Source organism: Variovorax sp. YR566 (assembly GCF_051992195.1).
Lineage (GTDB): Bacteria > Pseudomonadota > Gammaproteobacteria > Burkholderiales > Burkholderiaceae_C > Variovorax.
Genome location: NZ_CP197092.1, coordinates 1,267,654 through 1,283,819 on the forward strand (window position 1 = coordinate 1,267,654; position 16,166 = coordinate 1,283,819).

16 protein-coding genes are annotated in these 16,166 nt (G+C 67.4%); 10 read left to right on the top strand and 6 right to left on the bottom strand.

Annotated features, from left to right (window positions below):
* The first annotated feature begins 75 nt into the window (after positions 1–75).
* Entirely contained in the window at positions 76–1,938 is a 1,863-nt protein-coding gene (locus ACTG4X_RS05835; protein ID WP_440534365.1) for a glycosyltransferase family 2 protein, read from the top strand.
* Positions 1,938–2,921: a glycosyltransferase family 2 protein gene (locus ACTG4X_RS05840; protein WP_440533415.1), complete on the top strand. Its 984-nt coding sequence runs from the start codon at positions 1,938–1,940 to the stop codon at positions 2,919–2,921. Before ACTG4X_RS05835 ends, ACTG4X_RS05840 begins: the two co-directional genes overlap by 1 nt.
* Positions 2,922–2,934: 13 nt before the next feature.
* On the opposite strand, the gene ACTG4X_RS05845 is transcribed toward ACTG4X_RS05840, so the two are convergent.
* A complete protein-coding gene (locus tag ACTG4X_RS05845) occupies positions 2,935–3,681 on the bottom strand; it encodes a glycosyltransferase (protein ID WP_097200220.1) in 747 nt (248 codons plus the stop codon).
* A 45-nt stretch (positions 3,682–3,726) separates the two neighbouring features.
* Between ACTG4X_RS05845 and ACTG4X_RS05850 the strand changes: the two genes are divergently transcribed.
* The 4 genes from ACTG4X_RS05850 to ACTG4X_RS05865 all read left to right on the top strand — a co-directional run bounded on the left by ACTG4X_RS05850 (position 3,727) and on the right by ACTG4X_RS05865 (position 7,521).
* A complete protein-coding gene (locus ACTG4X_RS05850) occupies positions 3,727–4,824 on the top strand; it encodes a glycosyltransferase family 4 protein (RefSeq protein WP_093079168.1) in 1,098 nt (365 codons plus the stop codon).
* A 57-nt stretch (positions 4,825–4,881) separates the two neighbouring features.
* Complete coding sequence (gene argB / locus ACTG4X_RS05855) at positions 4,882–5,775, top strand: acetylglutamate kinase (RefSeq protein WP_093057279.1); 894 nt, start codon at positions 4,882–4,884, stop codon at positions 5,773–5,775.
* 76 nt (positions 5,776–5,851) lie between these two features.
* The gene (gene slmA, locus ACTG4X_RS05860) at positions 5,852–6,502 is read left to right on the top strand and encodes a nucleoid occlusion factor SlmA (RefSeq protein ID WP_093057280.1); all 651 of its coding nucleotides are present in this window, start codon (positions 5,852–5,854) and stop codon (positions 6,500–6,502) included.
* A gap of 131 nt (positions 6,503–6,633) precedes the next feature.
* The gene (locus tag ACTG4X_RS05865) at positions 6,634–7,521 is read left to right on the top strand and encodes a DMT family transporter (RefSeq protein WP_097200219.1); all 888 of its coding nucleotides are present in this window, start codon (positions 6,634–6,636) and stop codon (positions 7,519–7,521) included.
* A 17-nt stretch (positions 7,522–7,538) separates the two neighbouring features.
* On the opposite strand, the gene ACTG4X_RS05870 is transcribed toward ACTG4X_RS05865, so the two are convergent.
* From ACTG4X_RS05870 to ACTG4X_RS05885, 4 genes are read right to left on the bottom strand one after another with little or no spacing between them, the layout of a single operon-like run.
* Positions 7,539–8,597 (bottom strand): malate/lactate/ureidoglycolate dehydrogenase, encoded by a 1,059-nt coding sequence (locus ACTG4X_RS05870; protein ID WP_440533416.1) that lies wholly within the window; start codon positions 8,595–8,597, stop codon positions 7,539–7,541.
* Positions 8,598–8,600: 3 nt separating this feature from the next.
* Positions 8,601–9,533 (bottom strand): SMP-30/gluconolactonase/LRE family protein, encoded by a 933-nt coding sequence (locus ACTG4X_RS05875; RefSeq protein ID WP_097200217.1) that lies wholly within the window; start codon positions 9,531–9,533, stop codon positions 8,601–8,603.
* Between the two features lie 30 nt (positions 9,534–9,563).
* The gene (locus ACTG4X_RS05880) at positions 9,564–11,090 is read right to left on the bottom strand and encodes a UxaA family hydrolase (protein ID WP_093178346.1); all 1,527 of its coding nucleotides are present in this window, start codon (positions 11,088–11,090) and stop codon (positions 9,564–9,566) included.
* Between the two features lie 30 nt (positions 11,091–11,120).
* A complete protein-coding gene (locus ACTG4X_RS05885; RefSeq protein WP_097200216.1) occupies positions 11,121–11,837 on the bottom strand; it encodes a FadR/GntR family transcriptional regulator in 717 nt (238 codons plus the stop codon).
* 134 nt (positions 11,838–11,971) lie between these two features.
* Between ACTG4X_RS05885 and ACTG4X_RS05890 the strand changes: the two genes are divergently transcribed.
* From ACTG4X_RS05890 to ACTG4X_RS05905, 4 genes are read left to right on the top strand one after another with little or no spacing between them, the layout of a single operon-like run.
* Positions 11,972–12,706 carry an SDR family oxidoreductase gene (locus ACTG4X_RS05890; RefSeq protein WP_440533417.1) on the top strand — a complete coding sequence of 245 codons (735 nt, stop codon included), beginning with the start codon at positions 11,972–11,974 and terminating at the stop codon, positions 12,704–12,706.
* Positions 12,703–13,467, top strand: a complete 765-nt coding sequence (locus ACTG4X_RS05895) for an SDR family NAD(P)-dependent oxidoreductase (protein ID WP_097200214.1) — start codon at positions 12,703–12,705, stop codon at positions 13,465–13,467. The genes ACTG4X_RS05890 and ACTG4X_RS05895 overlap by 4 nt, the downstream gene beginning before the upstream one ends.
* 31 nt (positions 13,468–13,498) lie before the next feature.
* Positions 13,499–14,347, top strand: a complete 849-nt coding sequence (locus ACTG4X_RS05900; RefSeq protein WP_093057288.1) for a fumarylacetoacetate hydrolase family protein — start codon at positions 13,499–13,501, stop codon at positions 14,345–14,347.
* A 27-nt stretch (positions 14,348–14,374) separates the two neighbouring features.
* Entirely contained in the window at positions 14,375–15,202 is an 828-nt protein-coding gene (locus ACTG4X_RS05905) for an AraC family ligand binding domain-containing protein (RefSeq protein ID WP_440533418.1), read from the top strand.
* 3 nt (positions 15,203–15,205) lie between these two features.
* Here ACTG4X_RS05905 and ACTG4X_RS05910 read toward each other — a convergent pair whose 3' ends face one another.
* Positions 15,206–16,093: a LysR family transcriptional regulator gene (locus ACTG4X_RS05910; RefSeq protein ID WP_440533419.1), complete on the bottom strand. Its 888-nt coding sequence runs from the start codon at positions 16,091–16,093 to the stop codon at positions 15,206–15,208.
* Positions 16,094–16,166 lie beyond the last annotated feature (73 nt).

Consider the following 16,166-nt stretch of genomic DNA (forward strand, 5'->3'; position numbering starts at 1 on the left):
GTTTCGGCATCGCCCTGTCTATTTCAGGTATTTCCTCACAAGCTCCGCCTCATCCGCCTCGCGGGTGCGCAATCTATGAAATCTGTCTATCGATTCATCCTCGGCCTGGCCGGACTCTGGCAAGGCCCCGGAATGATGGGGCGCGTGCAGCGGGCATGGCGAATGTTCAAGAAGTCGGGGTGGGCGGGCATTCGCTGGGAGTTGGGCCGGCGATTCGGCGGCTACAACGACTATACGAAGTGGGTGCAGCGCTATGACACCCTGACTCCCGAATTGCGCGACAAGATCGCCCAGCGCGTCGCCGCCATGAAAGACCGGCCGCTGATTTCGGTCGTGATGCCCACCTACAACCCCAACCCCGCGTGGCTGCGCGAGGCCATCGAGTCGGTGCGCAGCCAGATCTATCCGAACTGGGAGCTTTGCATCGCCGACGACGCATCGCCTTCGGCCGAGGTGCGCGAGATCCTCAAGTCGTACAGCGAGAGCGACCCGCGCATCAAGATGGTATTCCGCCCGAAAAACGGTCATATCTCGGCCGCTTCCAACAGCGCACTGGAACTGGTCTCGGGTTCCTGGGTCGCGCTCATGGACCACGACGACCTGCTGCCAGCCCATGCGCTTTTCTGGGTGGCCGATTGCATCGCGACCCACCCTGACGTGAAACTGATCTATTCGGACGAAGACAAGGTCGACGAAGGCGGCCACCGGTTCGGGCCCTACTTCAAGTCGGACTGGAACGTCGATCTTTTCCGCTCGCAGAACATGTTCAGCCATCTGGGCGTGCTTTCGACCGAACTGATGCGTTCTGTCGAGGGCTTCCGCGTCGGCATGGAAGGCTCGCAAGACTGGGATCTGGTGCTGCGCTGCATGGAGCGGATACAGTCCAATCAGATCCAGCATATTCCGCGCGTGCTGTACCACTGGCGCGTGCACGTCGAAAGCACGGCCCGTTCGATGAGCGCCAAGCCCTATGCGGCCCTTGCAGGTGAGCGCGCGCTGAATGAGCATTTCATGCGCACCGGTGTACGCGCCACCGCCGAACACCTCGACTTCGGGTACCGCGTGCATTACGCCTTGCCCGATGTCTTACCGTTGGTTTCCGTGATCATCCCGACGCGCAATGCCTTGCGGCTGACTCGGCAATGCGTCGAATCGATTCTGGAGAAAACCAGCTATTCGAACTACGAAATCATCATCGTCGACAACGGCTCCGATGATCCGGACACGCTGGCCTGGTTCAAGCGCATTGCCGCAGAGAAGCCGAATGTCCGCGTGCTGCGCGACGACCGCGATTTCAACTACGCGGCACTGAACAACGGCGCGGTTGCCGCGGCCAATGGCGAACTGGTGGCCTTGGTCAATAACGACATCGAGGTCATCACGCCGGACTGGCTCGGTGAGATGGTGAGCCTTGCGGTGCAGCCGGGCGTGGGCGCCGTGGGGGCGCGGCTGTGGTTTCCCAACAAGACCCTGCAGCACGCCGGTGTGATCCTGGGCGTGGGGGGCATTGCCGCGCATTCGCATCGCCGCATGCCGATGGGTCGTGAAGGCTATGCGGGCCGCGCGGCGTTGATCCAGACGCTCTCCGCGGTCACCGCGGCCTGCCTCGTGATTCAGAAGCGTCATTACCTCGAAGTCGGCGGCCTCGACGAGGTGCACCTGAAGGAATCCTTCAACGACATCGACTTCTGCCTCCGGCTGCGCGAAGCGGGCCTGCGCAACGTCTGGACGCCCTACGCGGAGCTGTTCCACTACGAGTCTGCCACCCGCGCCAAGGATGTCTCGCCGCAGAAGCAGGCACAGTTCCAGGAAGAAGCCGCCTACATGCACAAACGCTGGGGCGCCATCATCCAGAACGACCCCGCCTACAGCCCCAACCTCATGCTGGCCCGCGAAGACTTCAGCTACGCCTGGCCGCCCCGCCTGCCTCCGGTCTGATGGCCCTCGACGTTTCCGTCGCGCTCTGCACCCGCAACGGCGCGCGCTATCTTCCCGAGCAGGTCCGCAGCATCTGCGCGCAGACGCCATTGCCGCGGGAGATCGTGCTGTCCGACGACGGCTCGACCGACGACACCCTGGCCGTCGTGCGCGACACCCTCGCGCAGTGCGGCGTGGCGGACCAGGTCGCGCTGCGCGTGTTCAGCAATACGCCGCCGCTGGGCGTCACGCGTAACTTCGAGCAGGCCGCGCGCGCCTGCAGCCATGAGCTCATCGCCCTGTGCGACCAGGACGACGCCTGGCACCCAGGCCGGCTCGCGCGCATGGTGGCGCAGTTCGAGGCGCGGCCCGACCTGCTGCTGCTGCACACCGACGCGCGCCTCGTCGATGCCGAACTCAAGCCCCTGGGCTCCACGCTCTTCCACGCGCTCGAAGTGCAGCCAGCCGAACTGGCAGCGATCGCGAATGGCGAGGCCTTCGGTGTGCTGCTGCGGCGCAATCTCGTGACCGGCGCCACCACGATGTTCCGCAAGACCCTGCTCGACACAGCGCTGCCGTTCGCGCCGGAGTGGGTGCACGACGAATGGCTGGCCGCCGTGGCGGCAGCCATCGGCCGCGTGGACGTGCTGCCCGAGCCGACCATCGACTACCGCCAGCACGCCAGCAACCAGATCGGCGCACGGCGGCTCACGTTGTCCGAGAAGATGGCCAAGGCCTTTGCCGAACGCGGCGACAAGCACGTGGCGCGGTTGCGTCGGGCTGAGGCATTGCTACTGCGCTTGCAGCAGCTGGGCGCCCGGGTGCCGGCCGCTTATCTGGAGGCACAGCGCGCCAAGGTCGAGCATCAGCGGTTCCGGGCCGAGCTTCCGGCGGCGCGGCCGCTGCGTCTGCTGCTGATCCTGATCGAGGCGGCCCGCGGCCGCTATGCGCGTTTCGGCCGCGGCGGGCACGCCATCGCGCAAGACTTGCTCGAACGCGGCTGACAGACTTGATCGGTCAACCGCGAAGCCGCCAGTACCGCCAGAACGACCCCGACAGCCACACCTTCAGCAGGCTGGTCACGTGCCAGTACAGGTATTTCTTGCTCCGGTGGCTTTCTCGTTGCGCGTCGTGCCGGGCGACCAGGTCTTCGCCGACCTGCAGTTTCCAGCCTGCGAGCCGGGTGCGGGCGCAGATGTCGAAGTCTTCGCCGTACATGAAGAATTTCTCGTCGAAGCCACCGAGCTGCCGGTAGACCTCGCTGCGAAACAGCATGAACAGCCCCGGAATCCACGCCGGCACCGTCGGCCGCACATAGCCGGGCTTCCTTCTTCCTGCGATTTCAAGCGGCGTGAGCATCGCCCGGTGCGGCTCCGGCTCGGCCTTGCCGGGCTCCAGGATGCGCGGCGTCAGCAGGCCGGCGTCGGCCGCGGCCTGCGCGAGCAACGGCGTCAGCACGTCACTGTCAAAGCGGATGTCCGGGTTGAGCACCAGGAACCAGGGCGTGCCGCAGCGCTCGAAGGCCTGGTTGTGATTGGCACCGAAGCCCTTGGGGCTCGCGTTCTCGATCCGCTCCACCTCGAAGCCCCAGTTGCGGCCAGCGAGCACATCGGGCTCGGGAATGTTCAATGTGAGCAAAACCTTGTCGATGACTTCGCGGCTGTGCCGGTCCAGCTGCTCGAGCAGCGGCAGCACCAGCGCGAGCTGGCCGTGGCTCACGATTGAAATGGTGATCGGGGGGCGGGGGGAGGGGGGCGTGGGCATGGTCTAATTTCGCTCGGGAATTCTAGGGTTCCCCAACCCCCACACATGATTGCTCTGATCGTCATCAGTTTCTTCGTCGCTGCCTTCTCGGTCCAGCTGTTCATGCGCCGCGCGCGCAGGCATGCCCGCCTCTACGGCGCCGACATGCCCCAGCGCTTCCACAAAGGCCACGTGCCGCGCCTGGGCGGTGCGGGCATCCTGGTGGGCATGGGGGTGGCCTGGCTGGCCGCCGGCATCACCGGCACCGATCCGTTCAACGTGTCGTGGCCGGTCAAGACCTCGATGCTCACGCTGCTGTGCATCTTGCCGGCGGTGCTGGGCGGCATCGTCGAAGACGTTACCCAGAACGTGAAGGTGCGCTACCGGCTGGGGCTCACCATCGGTTCGGCGCTGCTCGTGTGCTGGCTGCTGGGGCTGGGCGTGGCACGCACCGGCTTCGAGACGGTCGACGGCTGGCTGGCGATGATTCCGTACGCCACCGTGTTGTTCGCGGCCCTGGCCATCGGCGGCCTGCCGCATGCCTTCAACATCATCGACGGCTACAACGGGCTCGCGGGCACGGTCGCTGTGCTGGTCTGCCTGGCAATTTCCCACGTGGCGCTGCAGGTGGGCGACCGGCAACTGGCGGCCATGGTGATCTGCCTGGTCGGCGCCACCTTCGGCTTCCTGGTCTGGAACTACCCGCGCGGCAAGATCTTCGCCGGCGACGGCGGAGCCTACGTCTGGGGCATGGTGATCGCCGTGGCCTGCGTGACGCTGGTGCAGCGGCACCGGGTGGTGTCGCCCTGGTTCCCGATGCTGCTGCTGATCTATCCGGTGTGGGAGACGCTGTTCTCCATCTACCGCAAGCTGGCGCGCGGCCAGTCGCCCGGCACGGCCGATGCGCTGCATTTCCACCAGCTGATCTTCCGGCGCATCGTGCGCGTGGCCTTCGCGGACGACGAGGCCCGGCAACTGCTGGCGCGCAACAACCGCACCTCGCCGTATCTGTGGATGTTTGCCGCGCTGTCGGTGGTGCCGGCCGTGCTGTTCTGGAACAACACGATCATGCTGATGTTCTTCTGCCTGCTGTTCGTCACCACCTATGTGGGCGCCTACCTGATGATCGTTCGCTTCAAGGTCCCGCGCTGGCTGCGCCCCTGACGACATCTTTCTTTGCGAGAATTTCCTTCCGTCCTTCGCTTTGGAGCCTGACCGCCCATGACCGACCCCGTCCTCAACATCCCCCCGCGCGACAAGGCCGAGATCCTGGCCCAGGCGCTGCCGTACATCCGCAAGTTCCACGGCAAGACCATCGTCATCAAGTACGGCGGCAACGCCATGACCGATCCGGCGCTGCAGGCCGACTTTGCCGAGGACGTGGTGCTGCTCAAGCTGGTCGGCATGAACCCGGTGGTGGTGCACGGCGGCGGCCCGCAGATCGAAGCGGCGCTCAACCGCCTGGGCAAGAAGGGCAGCTTCATCCAGGGCATGCGCGTCACCGACGCCGAGACCATGGAAGTCGTCGAATGGGTGCTGGCCGGCGAGGTGCAGCAGGACATCGTGGGCCTGATCAACCAGGCCGGCGGCAAGGCGGTGGGCCTCACGGGGCGCGACGGCGGGCTGATTCGTGCGCAAAAGCTCAAGCTGGCCGACCGCGCCGATCCCAACGTGCACCATGACGTGGGCCAGGTCGGCGACATCGTCTCCATCGATCCCAGCGTGGTCAAGGCGCTGCAGGACGACGCCTTCATCCCCGTCGTCAGCCCCATCGGCTTCGGCGAGGACAACGAAAGCTACAACATCAACGCCGACGTCGTGGCCGGCAAGCTGGCCACCGTGCTCAAGGCCGAGAAGCTCATGCTCCTGACCAACACGCCCGGCGTGCTCGACAAGGACGGCAAGCTGCTCACCAACCTGAGTGCGCGCGAAATCGATGACCTGTTCGCCGACGGCACCATCTCGGGCGGCATGCTGCCCAAGATCGAAGGCGCCCTCGACGCCGCCAAGAGCGGCGTGAACGCGGTGCACATCATCGACGGCCGGGTGCCGCACGCGATGCTGCTCGAGATCCTGACCGACCAGGCTTATGGGACGATGATCCGCGCCCGCTGAGCCCCAAGCTGCGTGGAAGGCGCGTGCTCACTGCGCTGTGCGAGAATCAATTGATTACATCTTTGCACGCGCTCCCATGCAGAACGAAGAGACGACCAGTGCTTCCGGCGTAGAGACCCCTGCGGACACGCTCACTCCCCCGGCGCGCAAGCGCCCGAAGCCGGGTGAGCGGCGCGTGCAGATCCTGCAGGCGCTTGCCGCCATGCTCGAGCAGCCCGGCGCCGAGCGGGTCACCACCGCCGCGCTGGCCGCCCGTCTCGAAGTGAGCGAGGCCGCGCTCTACCGCCATTTCGCCAGCAAGGCCCAGATGTTCGAGGGCCTGATCGATTTCATCGAGCAGAGCGTCTTCACGCTGGTCAACCAGATCCTCGAGCGCGAGGGTGCCACCGGCGCCCAGCAGGCCGCCAAGATCCTCACGCTGCTGGTCCAGTTCGCCGAGCGCAACCCCGGCATGACCCGCGTCATGGTGGGCGACGCGCTGGTCTACGAGAACGAACGCCTGCAGCAGCGCATGAACCAGTTCTTCGACAAGATCGAGGCCACCCTGCGCCAGGTGTTGCGCGGGGCTGCCGCGGCCGACGGCTCGGCCACGCCCAGCGTCGACGCCCAGGTGCGCGCCGCGGCGCTCACGGCCTTCGTCGTGGGCCAGCTGCAGCGCTTTGCGCGCTCGGGTTTCCGCCGCGCACCGTCTGAGCACCTCGAAGCCACGATCGCATTGATCGTTTGATTCGCGCTCGTCCCTTGCGGGGCGTCGGCCGGCTCGCCTTGAGTCTTCGAGCGGAGTAGCATCAACGCGCCCCTTGCCGCCGGGCCTCGGTGGCAGGCCCATGTTTGCGCAGGTTCCTCGACGGAGGGCGCATGCCCGATGACGCGCGCGACAACCGGCAGCCCACGCTGCAGACGATCCTCCTCACGGCGGTGGCCATGCTCGCGTTCGCGGCCAATTCGCTGCTGTGCCGGCTCGCGCTGCAGCACAAAGGCATTGATGCAGCGAGCTTCGGCAGCGTCAGGCTCGTGGCGGGAGCGCTCATGCTGGGGCTCATCGTGCGTTTCAGGGCGCAGCCGCCGGCCTCGTCCGCCCGCGTCGACTGGCTGGCCGCCGTCATGCTGTTCGGCTATGTCGCGTTCTTCTCCTTCGCCTACCTCAGCCTGCCGGCGGGCACGGGCGCGCTGATCCTGTTCGGCGCGGTCCAGCTGACGATGTTCGGCGTGGGCTTGCGCTCCGGCGGTGAGCGCTTCGGGACTCTCGCATGGTTCGGCTTTGTCCTTGCGGCTGGCGGACTCGTCTACCTGGTGTCCCCGGGCATCGCCGCGCCGCCGCTTCTCGGCGCCGTGCTGATGGCGATCGCGGGTGTGGCGTGGGGCGTGTATTCCTTGCGCGGCCGTGGGGTGGCTGACCCGCTGGCCGCTACGGCACGCAACTTCACGCGGGCCGTGCCGCTTGCCTTGGCGTTGAGCCTGGTGTTTGCGGCCAGCGCTCGCGTGGACGCGACCGGCCTTGTGCTTGCCGTGGCTTCCGGCGCGTTGACTTCGGGCCTCGGCTACGCGGTCTGGTATGCCGCGCTGAGCCGCCTTTCGGCCATGCGCGCGGCCACCGTGCAGTTGTCGGTGCCGCTCCTGGCTGCGTTCGGCGGCGTGCTGTTCCTGTCGGAGGCGATCACGCCGCGGCTGGCGGCTGCTTCGGTGGCAATTCTGGGAGGCATCGCGCTGGTGCTGAGCCAGAAGTCGCGAAGTGCCCGCCGATAGCCGCCGGCGCCAAAGCCCTACGCGACGGCCACGCCTACCTTGGCTCCCGCCGCGACGATTTCTCCCCACGTCGCGTCGTCCACCCAGATTCCATCCTTGCGGCGCGCCGCGCGCGCCTTGCGCTCCGGCTCGCCGGCAATCTGCACTTCGTCGAAGCCTTGCCCCGGCGGGCTCTGCCGCAGCCAGTCGACGAACTCCCGCGCCTCTTCGTCGAAGGACTTTTGCGTGCCCAGCCGCGCCGGGTCGATCAGCACGGTCAGCATGCCGTTCAGTACCGTGCGCGCCGTGTCCGCCGGCCGGTGCCACGTGCCGCCGCCAGTGAGCGCGCCGCCGAGCAGCTCGCACGCCACCGCCATCCCGTAGCCCTTGTGTTCGCCGAAAGTCATGAGTGCGCCGAAGAGCCCGTTGCCCTGCGGCACCACCACCACGCCGGGGTCGTTGGTCGGCGCGCCGTTCTCGTCGATCAGGTAGCCGTCGGGCACGCGCTCACCCTTGTTGTGCGCCACGCGCATCTTTCCCTGCGCCACGCGGCTGGTCGCGTAATCGAGCACGAAGGGCTCGGCGCCCGCGAGCGGAATGCCGATGCAGCACGGGTTGGTGCCAAAGCGCCCGTCGCCGCCGCCCCAGGGTGCGACCACCGGCCGCGACAGCACGTTGACGAAGTGCATGGCCACCAGCCCCTGCGACGTCGCCATTTCCGCGAAGTGCCCGATGCGCCCCAGATGGTGCGCGTGCGAGAGCGTGAAGATGCAGCTGCCGTGCTGCTTCGCCCGCGCAATGCCGAGTTCCATCGCCTGCACGCCGACGATCTGCCCGTAGCCGTGCTGGCCGTCCAGGCCCATCAGCGTGCCGATGTCGAGGTTGACGCGCACCGCTGCGTTCGGCTTCAGCCCGCCCTCGGCCACCGCATCCACGTAGCGCGGCAGCATGCCCACGCCGTGCGAATCGTGGCCGCTCAGGTTCGCCAGTACGAGGTTGGCGGCCACCTGTTGCGCTTCGGTCGGTGAACTGCCCGCGGCCTTGAGGATGCGGGCGACGGTGGCTTGCAGGCCGTTGGCCTCCAGTGTTCTGGACATGGATCAGACTCCCTTCGCGTTCAGCGTGATGACATAGAGCGACGTGGTCGCGCAGATGAAAAGGCGGTTGCGCTTGGGCCCGCCGAAGCAGACGTTGGCCACGCGCTCGGGGATCAGGATCTTGCCGAGCAGCGTGCCGTCGGGGTGATAGGCGTGCACGCCGTCGAGTGCGCTGGTCCAGATGCGGCCTTCGGTGTCGAGCCGGAAGCCGTCGAACAGCCCGTTGGTGCATTCGGCGAACACTTCGCCGCCGTCCAGTCTCCTGGCATAGGGGCCGACACTGAAACGGCGGATGTGCCGCGGCCCGTCCGCCGCATGGCTCGCACCCGTGTCGGCGATGTACAGCGTCGATTCGTCGGGCGAGAACGCCAGGCCGTTGGGCTTCACGAAATCGTCGGCCATGCGTTCGACCTCGCCGCTCGCCGGGTCGATGCGGTAGACATGGCAGGCGCCGATCTCGCTGTCTGCCTTCAGGCCCTCGTAGTCGGAGAGGATGCCGTAGCTCGGGTCGGTGAACCACACGGCGCCGTCCGAATGCACGACCACGTCGTTGGGCGAATTGAGACGCTTGCCCTGCCAGTGCGAGGCCAGCACGGTGATCGTGCCGTCATGCTCGGTGCGCGTCACGCGCCGCGTGAGGTGCTCGCAACTCACGAGGCGGCCCTGGCGGTCGACCGTGTTGCCGTTCGTGTTGTTCGCAGGTTCACGGAACACGCCGACCGTGCCATTGACTTCGTCGTAACGCAGCATGCGGTTGTTCGGAATGTCCGACCACACCAGCGTGCGGTGCGCGGCGAACCACACGGGGCCTTCGCACCAGCGCGCACCGGTCCACAGCCGCTGCACGCGCTCGGGGCCGGGAATGCAGGACTTGAAGCGAGGGTCTCGGTGCTCGAAGCCGGTGCCCTCGAGAAATCCGAAGGGGAGGTTGGCCATGCTGTTCCTTGTCGATGGATTCACATCACGTCACATCACCGCGCCGACCTGCCACGGCACGAACTCGTTCTGCCCGTAGCCGTGCTGCTCGCTCTTCGACTGCGCGCCCGAAGCGGTGGCCAGCACCAGTTCGAAGATGCGCTGGCCCATCTCCTGGATCGACGCCGTGCCGTCCACGATCTCGCCGCAGTTGATGTCCATGTCTTCCTCCTGCCGCTGCCACAGCGCCGAGTTGGTCGCGAGCTTGAGCGAGGGGGAGGGCGCGCAGCCATACGCCGAGCCGCGCCCGGTCGTGAAGCAGATCAGGTTGGCGCCGCCGGCCACCTGGCCCGTGGCGCTCACCGGGTCGTAGCCCGGCGTGTCCATGTAGACGAAGCCGTGCGCGGTGACGGGCTCCGCGTATTCGTACACCGCCTCGAGGTTGCTGGTGCCGCCCTTGGCCACTGCGCCCAGCGACTTTTCGAGAATGGTGGTGAGTCCGCCCGCCTTGTTGCCCGGCGAGGGGTTGTTGTTCATCTCGCCTTCGTTGATCTCGGTGTAGTGCTCCCACCACTTGATGCGGTCCACCAGCTTCTGGCCCACTTCGCGCTTCACCGCGCGCCGCGTCAGCAGGTGCTCGGCGCCGTACACCTCGGGCGTTTCGCTGAGGATGGCCGTGCCGCCGTGCGCCACCAGCAAGTCGACCGCCGCGCCCAGCGCCGGGTTGGCGCTGATGCCCGAGTAGCCGTCGGAGCCGCCGCACTGCAGCCCGATGGTGATGTGCGCCGCGCTGCACGGCTCGCGCTTCACCGCATTGGCGCGCGGCAGCATCTCGTTGATGAGCGCCACGCCCTTCTCGACCGTCTTGCGGGTGCCGCCCGTGTCCTGGATGTTGAAGGTGCGGAAGTTCTCGCCCTCGGCCAGGTGGCCGGTCGCGAGCCAGGCGTTGATCTGGTTGGCCTCGCAGCCGAGCCCGACCACCAGCACGCCCGCGAAGTTCGGGTGCGTGGCGTAGCCCGTCAGCGTGCGCTCCAGGATCTGCATGCCCATGCCCTGCGTGTCCATGCCGCAGCCGGTGCCGTGCGTGAGCGCGACGATGCCGTCCACGTTCGGAAACGCCGCGAGCGCCTGCGGATTGGTCTTGCGCGAGAAGTGGTCCGCAATGGCGCGCGCGGCCGTGGCCGAGCAGTTCACGCTGGTCAGCACGCCGATGTAGTTGCGCGTGGCCACGCGGCCGTCGGCGCGCTTGATGCCCATGAAGGTGGCCTCGCGCTTCGCAGGGGCGGGCTTCACGTCGGCGCCGAAGGCGTAATCGCGTTCGAAGTCTCCCTTGTCCGGGCCCATGTTCAGGTTCTGCGTGTGCACGTGCTCGCCGGCGACGATGGGCTTGCTCGCGAATCCGATGATCTGGTTGTAGCGCCGCACCGGCTCGCCCTGGGCGATGTCGCGCATCGCGATCTTGTGGCCCGGCGGAATCAGGCCGCGCACGGCCACGCCTTCGACGACGGTGCCGCCGAGCAGCTGCGAGCGCGCGATGACGACGTCATCGGCGGGGTGGAGTCGGATGTAGGGAGTCATCGTGAGTGCCTGTCGGCGCTTGTTTGTTTGTCAGGAGGTCTTCGCGCGGCGCCAGCTCGCGCTGAATCTCTGGTGGAACTTGTCCATGTGCTGGTGCATTGCCTCGCGCGCCGCGGCCGGGTCGCGCGCAGCGACGGCGTCGAGGATGGCTTCGTGTTCGCCGATGGCGGCCTGCCACGAGTCCATGGTCTCGAAGTAATCGATCATCCGCGCAAAGATCGGCCCGTGGCGCGACTCCAGGAAGCCCTGCACCGTCTCGGTCAGCACCACGTTGCCGCAGGCGTTGACGATGGCCAGGTGGAAGGCGCGATCGCCCTCGTGCGGTACTTCGCTGCGCGCGGCCATCTCGCGCATCATCTGGATGGCGCGGCGGATGGCGTCCACGTCCTTGCGCTTGCCGTACTGGGCCGCCGTGGCGGCGGTCTCGCCTTCCACCAGGCGGCGCGCGCGGATGATTTCGAGCGGCCCCCATTCGGCGCCGGCTGCTCCGTTGGCGGGCGGGGCCGTGCGGTGCGAGCGGTCGAGCACGTACACGCCCGAGCCGGTGCGGATCTCGACCCAGCCTTCCACCTCCAGCGCGATCAGCGCCTCGCGCACCGAGGGCCGGCTCACGCCCAGCTGCTTGGCCAGGTCGCGCTCGGCCGGAATGCGCGCGCCCGCCGCGAACTCCCCCTTGCCGATGAGCACGCGCAGCTGTTCGGCAATCTGGCGGTAGAGGCGCTGGGGTTCGAGGGTCTGGATCGGCACGGGAGCGAAAAAAGGAGGTCGAGGGGCTTAAGGGTTGTCCTGAATTGGACAAGTGGTAAGGCCAATTCAGAATACGATACACCGCCCGCGCCATCATCGGGCCTAACCCGAAGACACGACCCGAGGAGACACCGATGAGATTGCAGGGAAAGACCGCGCTGGTCACCGCCGCCGGCCAGGGCATCGGCTACGCCAGCGTGCTGGCCATGGCCGCCGAGGGCGCGCAGGTCTGGGCCACCGACGTCAACGAGAAGCTGCTCGAGCGCTACGCGGGCGTGCCCAACGTCACCGCGCTCAAGCTCGACGTGCTCGACAAGGCCGCCATCGGCGCGCTGGTGGCGAAGCTGCCCGCGCTCGACGTCCTCTTCAACTGCGCGGGCGTGGTGCACAACGGCACCATCGAGCAAGCCACCGACGACGAGCTGCTCTTCGCCTTCAGCCTCAACGTGCGCGCCCAGATGTGGACCATCCAGGCCGTGCTGCCCGGCATGCTGGCGGCCGGGCGCGGCAGCATCATCAACATGGCGAGCGTGTGCTCCAGCATGAAGGGGCTGCCCAACCGCTTTGTCTACGGCACCACCAAGGCGGCGGTGCTGGGCCTCACCAAGAGCGTGGCGGCCGACTACGTGGCCCGCGGCATCCGCTGCAACGCCGTGTGCCCGGGCACGGTCGACACGCCATCGCTTGGCGACCGCATCAACGCCAATGCCGACCCCGAAGCCGCGCGCAAGGCCTTCATCGCGCGCCAGCCCATGGGCCGGCTCGCGCAGGCCGAGGAAATCGCGCCGGTGGTGGTGTTCCTCGCGAGCGACGAATCGGTCTTCGCCACCGGCCAGGCCTTCACCGTCGACGGCGGCATCACCATATGAACCAGCTCGATTTCAAGGGCCGCCACGCAGTCGTCACCGGGGGCGCCACGGGGCTCGGCTTCGGCATCGCGCAGCGGCTCGTGGCCTCGGGCGGCAGCGTCACGCTGTGGGACCGCGATGAAGACGCCGCCGCGAAGGCGGCCGAGTCGCTTGGCGCCAAGGCCTTTGCGCTGAAGGTCGACGTGTCGCAGCAGCCCTCTGTCGCCAAGGCCGTGGCCGCCACGCTGGCGCACGCGCCGCGTATCGACGCGCTGGTCAACAGCGCCGGCATCACCGGCCCCAACACCAGGCTGTGGGACTACCCCGTGGACGACTGGCGCCAGGTGATGGACGTCAACATCAACGGCGTGTTCCTGTGCTGCCGCGAAGTGGTCGCGCAGATGCGCAAGCAGGGCACTGGCGGTAGCGGTGGCTATGGCCGCATCGTCAACATCGCCTCGGTGGCCGGCAAGGAGGGCAACCCCAACGCCAGTGCCTACAGCGCGAGCAAGGCGGCCGTCATCGGGCTGACCAAGTCGCTCGGCAAGGAGCTGGCCGACACCGGCATCCGCGTGAACTGCGTGACGCCCGCAGCGGTGAAGACGGCTATCTTCGACCAGATGACGCCCGAGCACATCGCCTTCATGCTCTCGAAGATTCCCATGGGCCGCTTCGGCACGGTGGAGGAGGTGGCCGCGATGGTCGGCTGGCTCTGCACCGAAGATTGTTCGTTCTCCACCGGCGCGGTCTTCGACCTCTCCGGTGGCCGCTCCACGTACTGATCAATTCAATTCAATGCACTGAAAGGAAAGCATGAAACTCGTCCGCTATGGCAACCCCGGCAAGGAAAAGCCCGGCCTCATCGACGACAAGGGCCAGCTGCGCGACCTGAGCGCCGTCGTCAAGGACATCGGCCCCGAGCAACTGGGCGATGCCGCCATTGCCAAGCTGCGCAAGCAGAAGATCGACAAGCTGCCGCTGGTCAAGGGCAAGCCGCGCTTCGGCAGCCCCGTGGCCAACGTCGGCAAGTTCATCGCCATCGGCCTGAACTATGCGGACCACGCGGCCGAATCGGGCCTGCCGGTGCCCAAGGAGCCCGTGGTGTTCACCAAGGCCAACAGCTGCATCCAGGGCCCGAACGATCCGGTGATGCTGCCCAAGGGCTCGGTCAAGACCGACTGGGAAGTCGAGCTCGGCGTGGTCATCGGCACGCGCGCACGCTACGTGTCGCAAAAGAGCGCGCTCGACTACGTGGCCGGCTACTGCACCATCAACGACATCAGCGAGCGCGAATACCAGATCGAGCGCGGCGGCACCTGGGACAAGGGCAAGGGCTGCGACACCTTCGGCCCGCTCGGCCCCTGGCTGGTGACGCGCGACGAAATCGAGAACCCGCAGAAGCTTTCGATGTGGCTCGACCTGAACGGCCAGCGCGTGCAGACCGGCAGCACCAAGACCATGATCTTCAGCGTGGCCAAGATCGTGAGCTACGTGAGCCAGTTCATGACGCTGATGCCCGGCGACGTCATCACCACCGGCACGCCGCCCGGCGTCGGCATGGGCATGAAGCCGCCGCTGTTCCTGAAGAAGGGCGACGTGATGACGCTGGGCATCGAAGGCCTGGGCGAGCAGCGCCAGGAAGTGATTCCGTTCAAGCTCTGAACGCGGTTCTCTGAGATCATCCGGCGGATGAAGACGCCGCCGGACCATCGCTCGCAGGTCTTTGGAACGCCCTGGGAGGGCGTCCACGGCACCGCGATGGACAGTGCCCGCCACTACGGCCGCCACTGGCACGCGACCTACGGCGTCGGGCTGCTCGACCATGGCGCGCAAAGCTCGGCCAGCGGCCGCGGCAAGGTCGATGCCTATGCGGGCGATCTGATCACCACCAATCCCGGGGAAGTGCACGACGGCCGGCCGCTTGGCGGGCCGTCGCGGCGTTGGCGCATGGTGTATTTCGACGCGGCCGTGATGGCGGGCATGCTGGGCGGCATTGTGGATGGCAGCGTCGAATTCACGCGGCCCGTGCTCAAGGACTTGCGGCTGCTACAGGCGCTGCGCCGCCTGTTCACCCGTCTCGACGATTGGCGTAACCGCGCCGCGAGCGCCTCTGCAAGCGCCGAAGCCCTCGCCTGCGAAGAGTCGCTGGTCGAAGTCTGCGGCCTGCTGCTTGGCGGCCATTCCACCGCCGTGCCGCAGCCCGAGATCGATGGCGACGTGCGGCTGGTGCGCGAGCGCCTCGCCGATGACCTGCTTGCCGCGCCCACGCTCGATGAGCTTGCAGCGATGGCCGGCCTCGGCAAGTTCCAGCTGCTGCGCCGCTTCCAGAAGGCCTACGGCGTGCCGCCCCACGCGTGGCTGTTGCTGCAGCGCGCCGAACGCGCACGCGCCTTGATCCGACGCGGCACGAGCTTGGCGAACACCGCCGCCGCAAGCGGCTTCGCGGACCAGAGCCACATGACGCGCATCTTCACGCGCCACTTCGGTTTCACGCCCGGCGCCTGGCAGCGGGCGTAGCGCTCAGCGCAGCACGCGGATCAACTCGTCGTACACCACCCGCACGCGCGCCGGCACAGGCGCCCGTTGCGAGCGGTAGACATAAATCGGCCACGGCTCGGGCGCCTCGGCCTCCAGCACCGACACCAGCGCGCCGCGCTCGATCCAGGGCTCGGCCAGCGAGCCGATCAACTGGGCGAAGCCCAGGCCCGCGAGCACCGCGGCGCACTCGGTGTCGAAGTCGTCGGTGACGAAGGCCGGCGAGGTCACGGCCAGCTGGCGCTCCTTGCGGAACATCATCGGCCAGGGCCGGCCCGACTTGCGGTCGATCAATGCGGTGAGCGGCAGCGAGGCCAGCGCTTCGATCTTCTTCGGCACGCCGGTGCGCGCGATCAGCGAGGGCGCGGCCACCACGTGCAGCGCCATCCGGCCGACCGGCCGCGCGACGAAGCGGGCGTCGCGCAGCGGGCCCACGCGCACGCCGATGTCGATCTGCTCGCCGACCACGTCGGCATGCGACTCCGAGACGCGCAGGTCGAGCACCAGGCCCGGGTGCGCGGCGAGCATCGGCGCCAGCGCCTGCGGGATGAGCTGGCGCCCGAAGATGCCCGGTGCCGTGACCCGCACCGTGCCCTGGTGCTGCGACAGTGCGCGGCGGTCGGTGCGATGGAAGAGTTCGTCGACTCCGCTCAGGGCGGTGCGCGCCCGCTCCGAGAGCTGCCGACCGAAGTCGGTGAGCTGCACGCCGCGCGTGCTGCGGTGGAAGAGGGGCTCGCCGAGCTCGTCTTCGAGCTCGCGCACCGCGCGCGTCACCACCTGCGGCGACACCGAAAGCCGCGCCGCCGCGTCGCGGAAGTTGGCGGCATCGGCGGCGGCGCAGAACACGCGCAGGGCTTCGAGACGATTGGACATGGTGTTGAGAGTTCCTTTGTGAGGAATTCTGAAGTCGCCAGAGTTTCATTTACGGGAACATGTGGATTTTCCA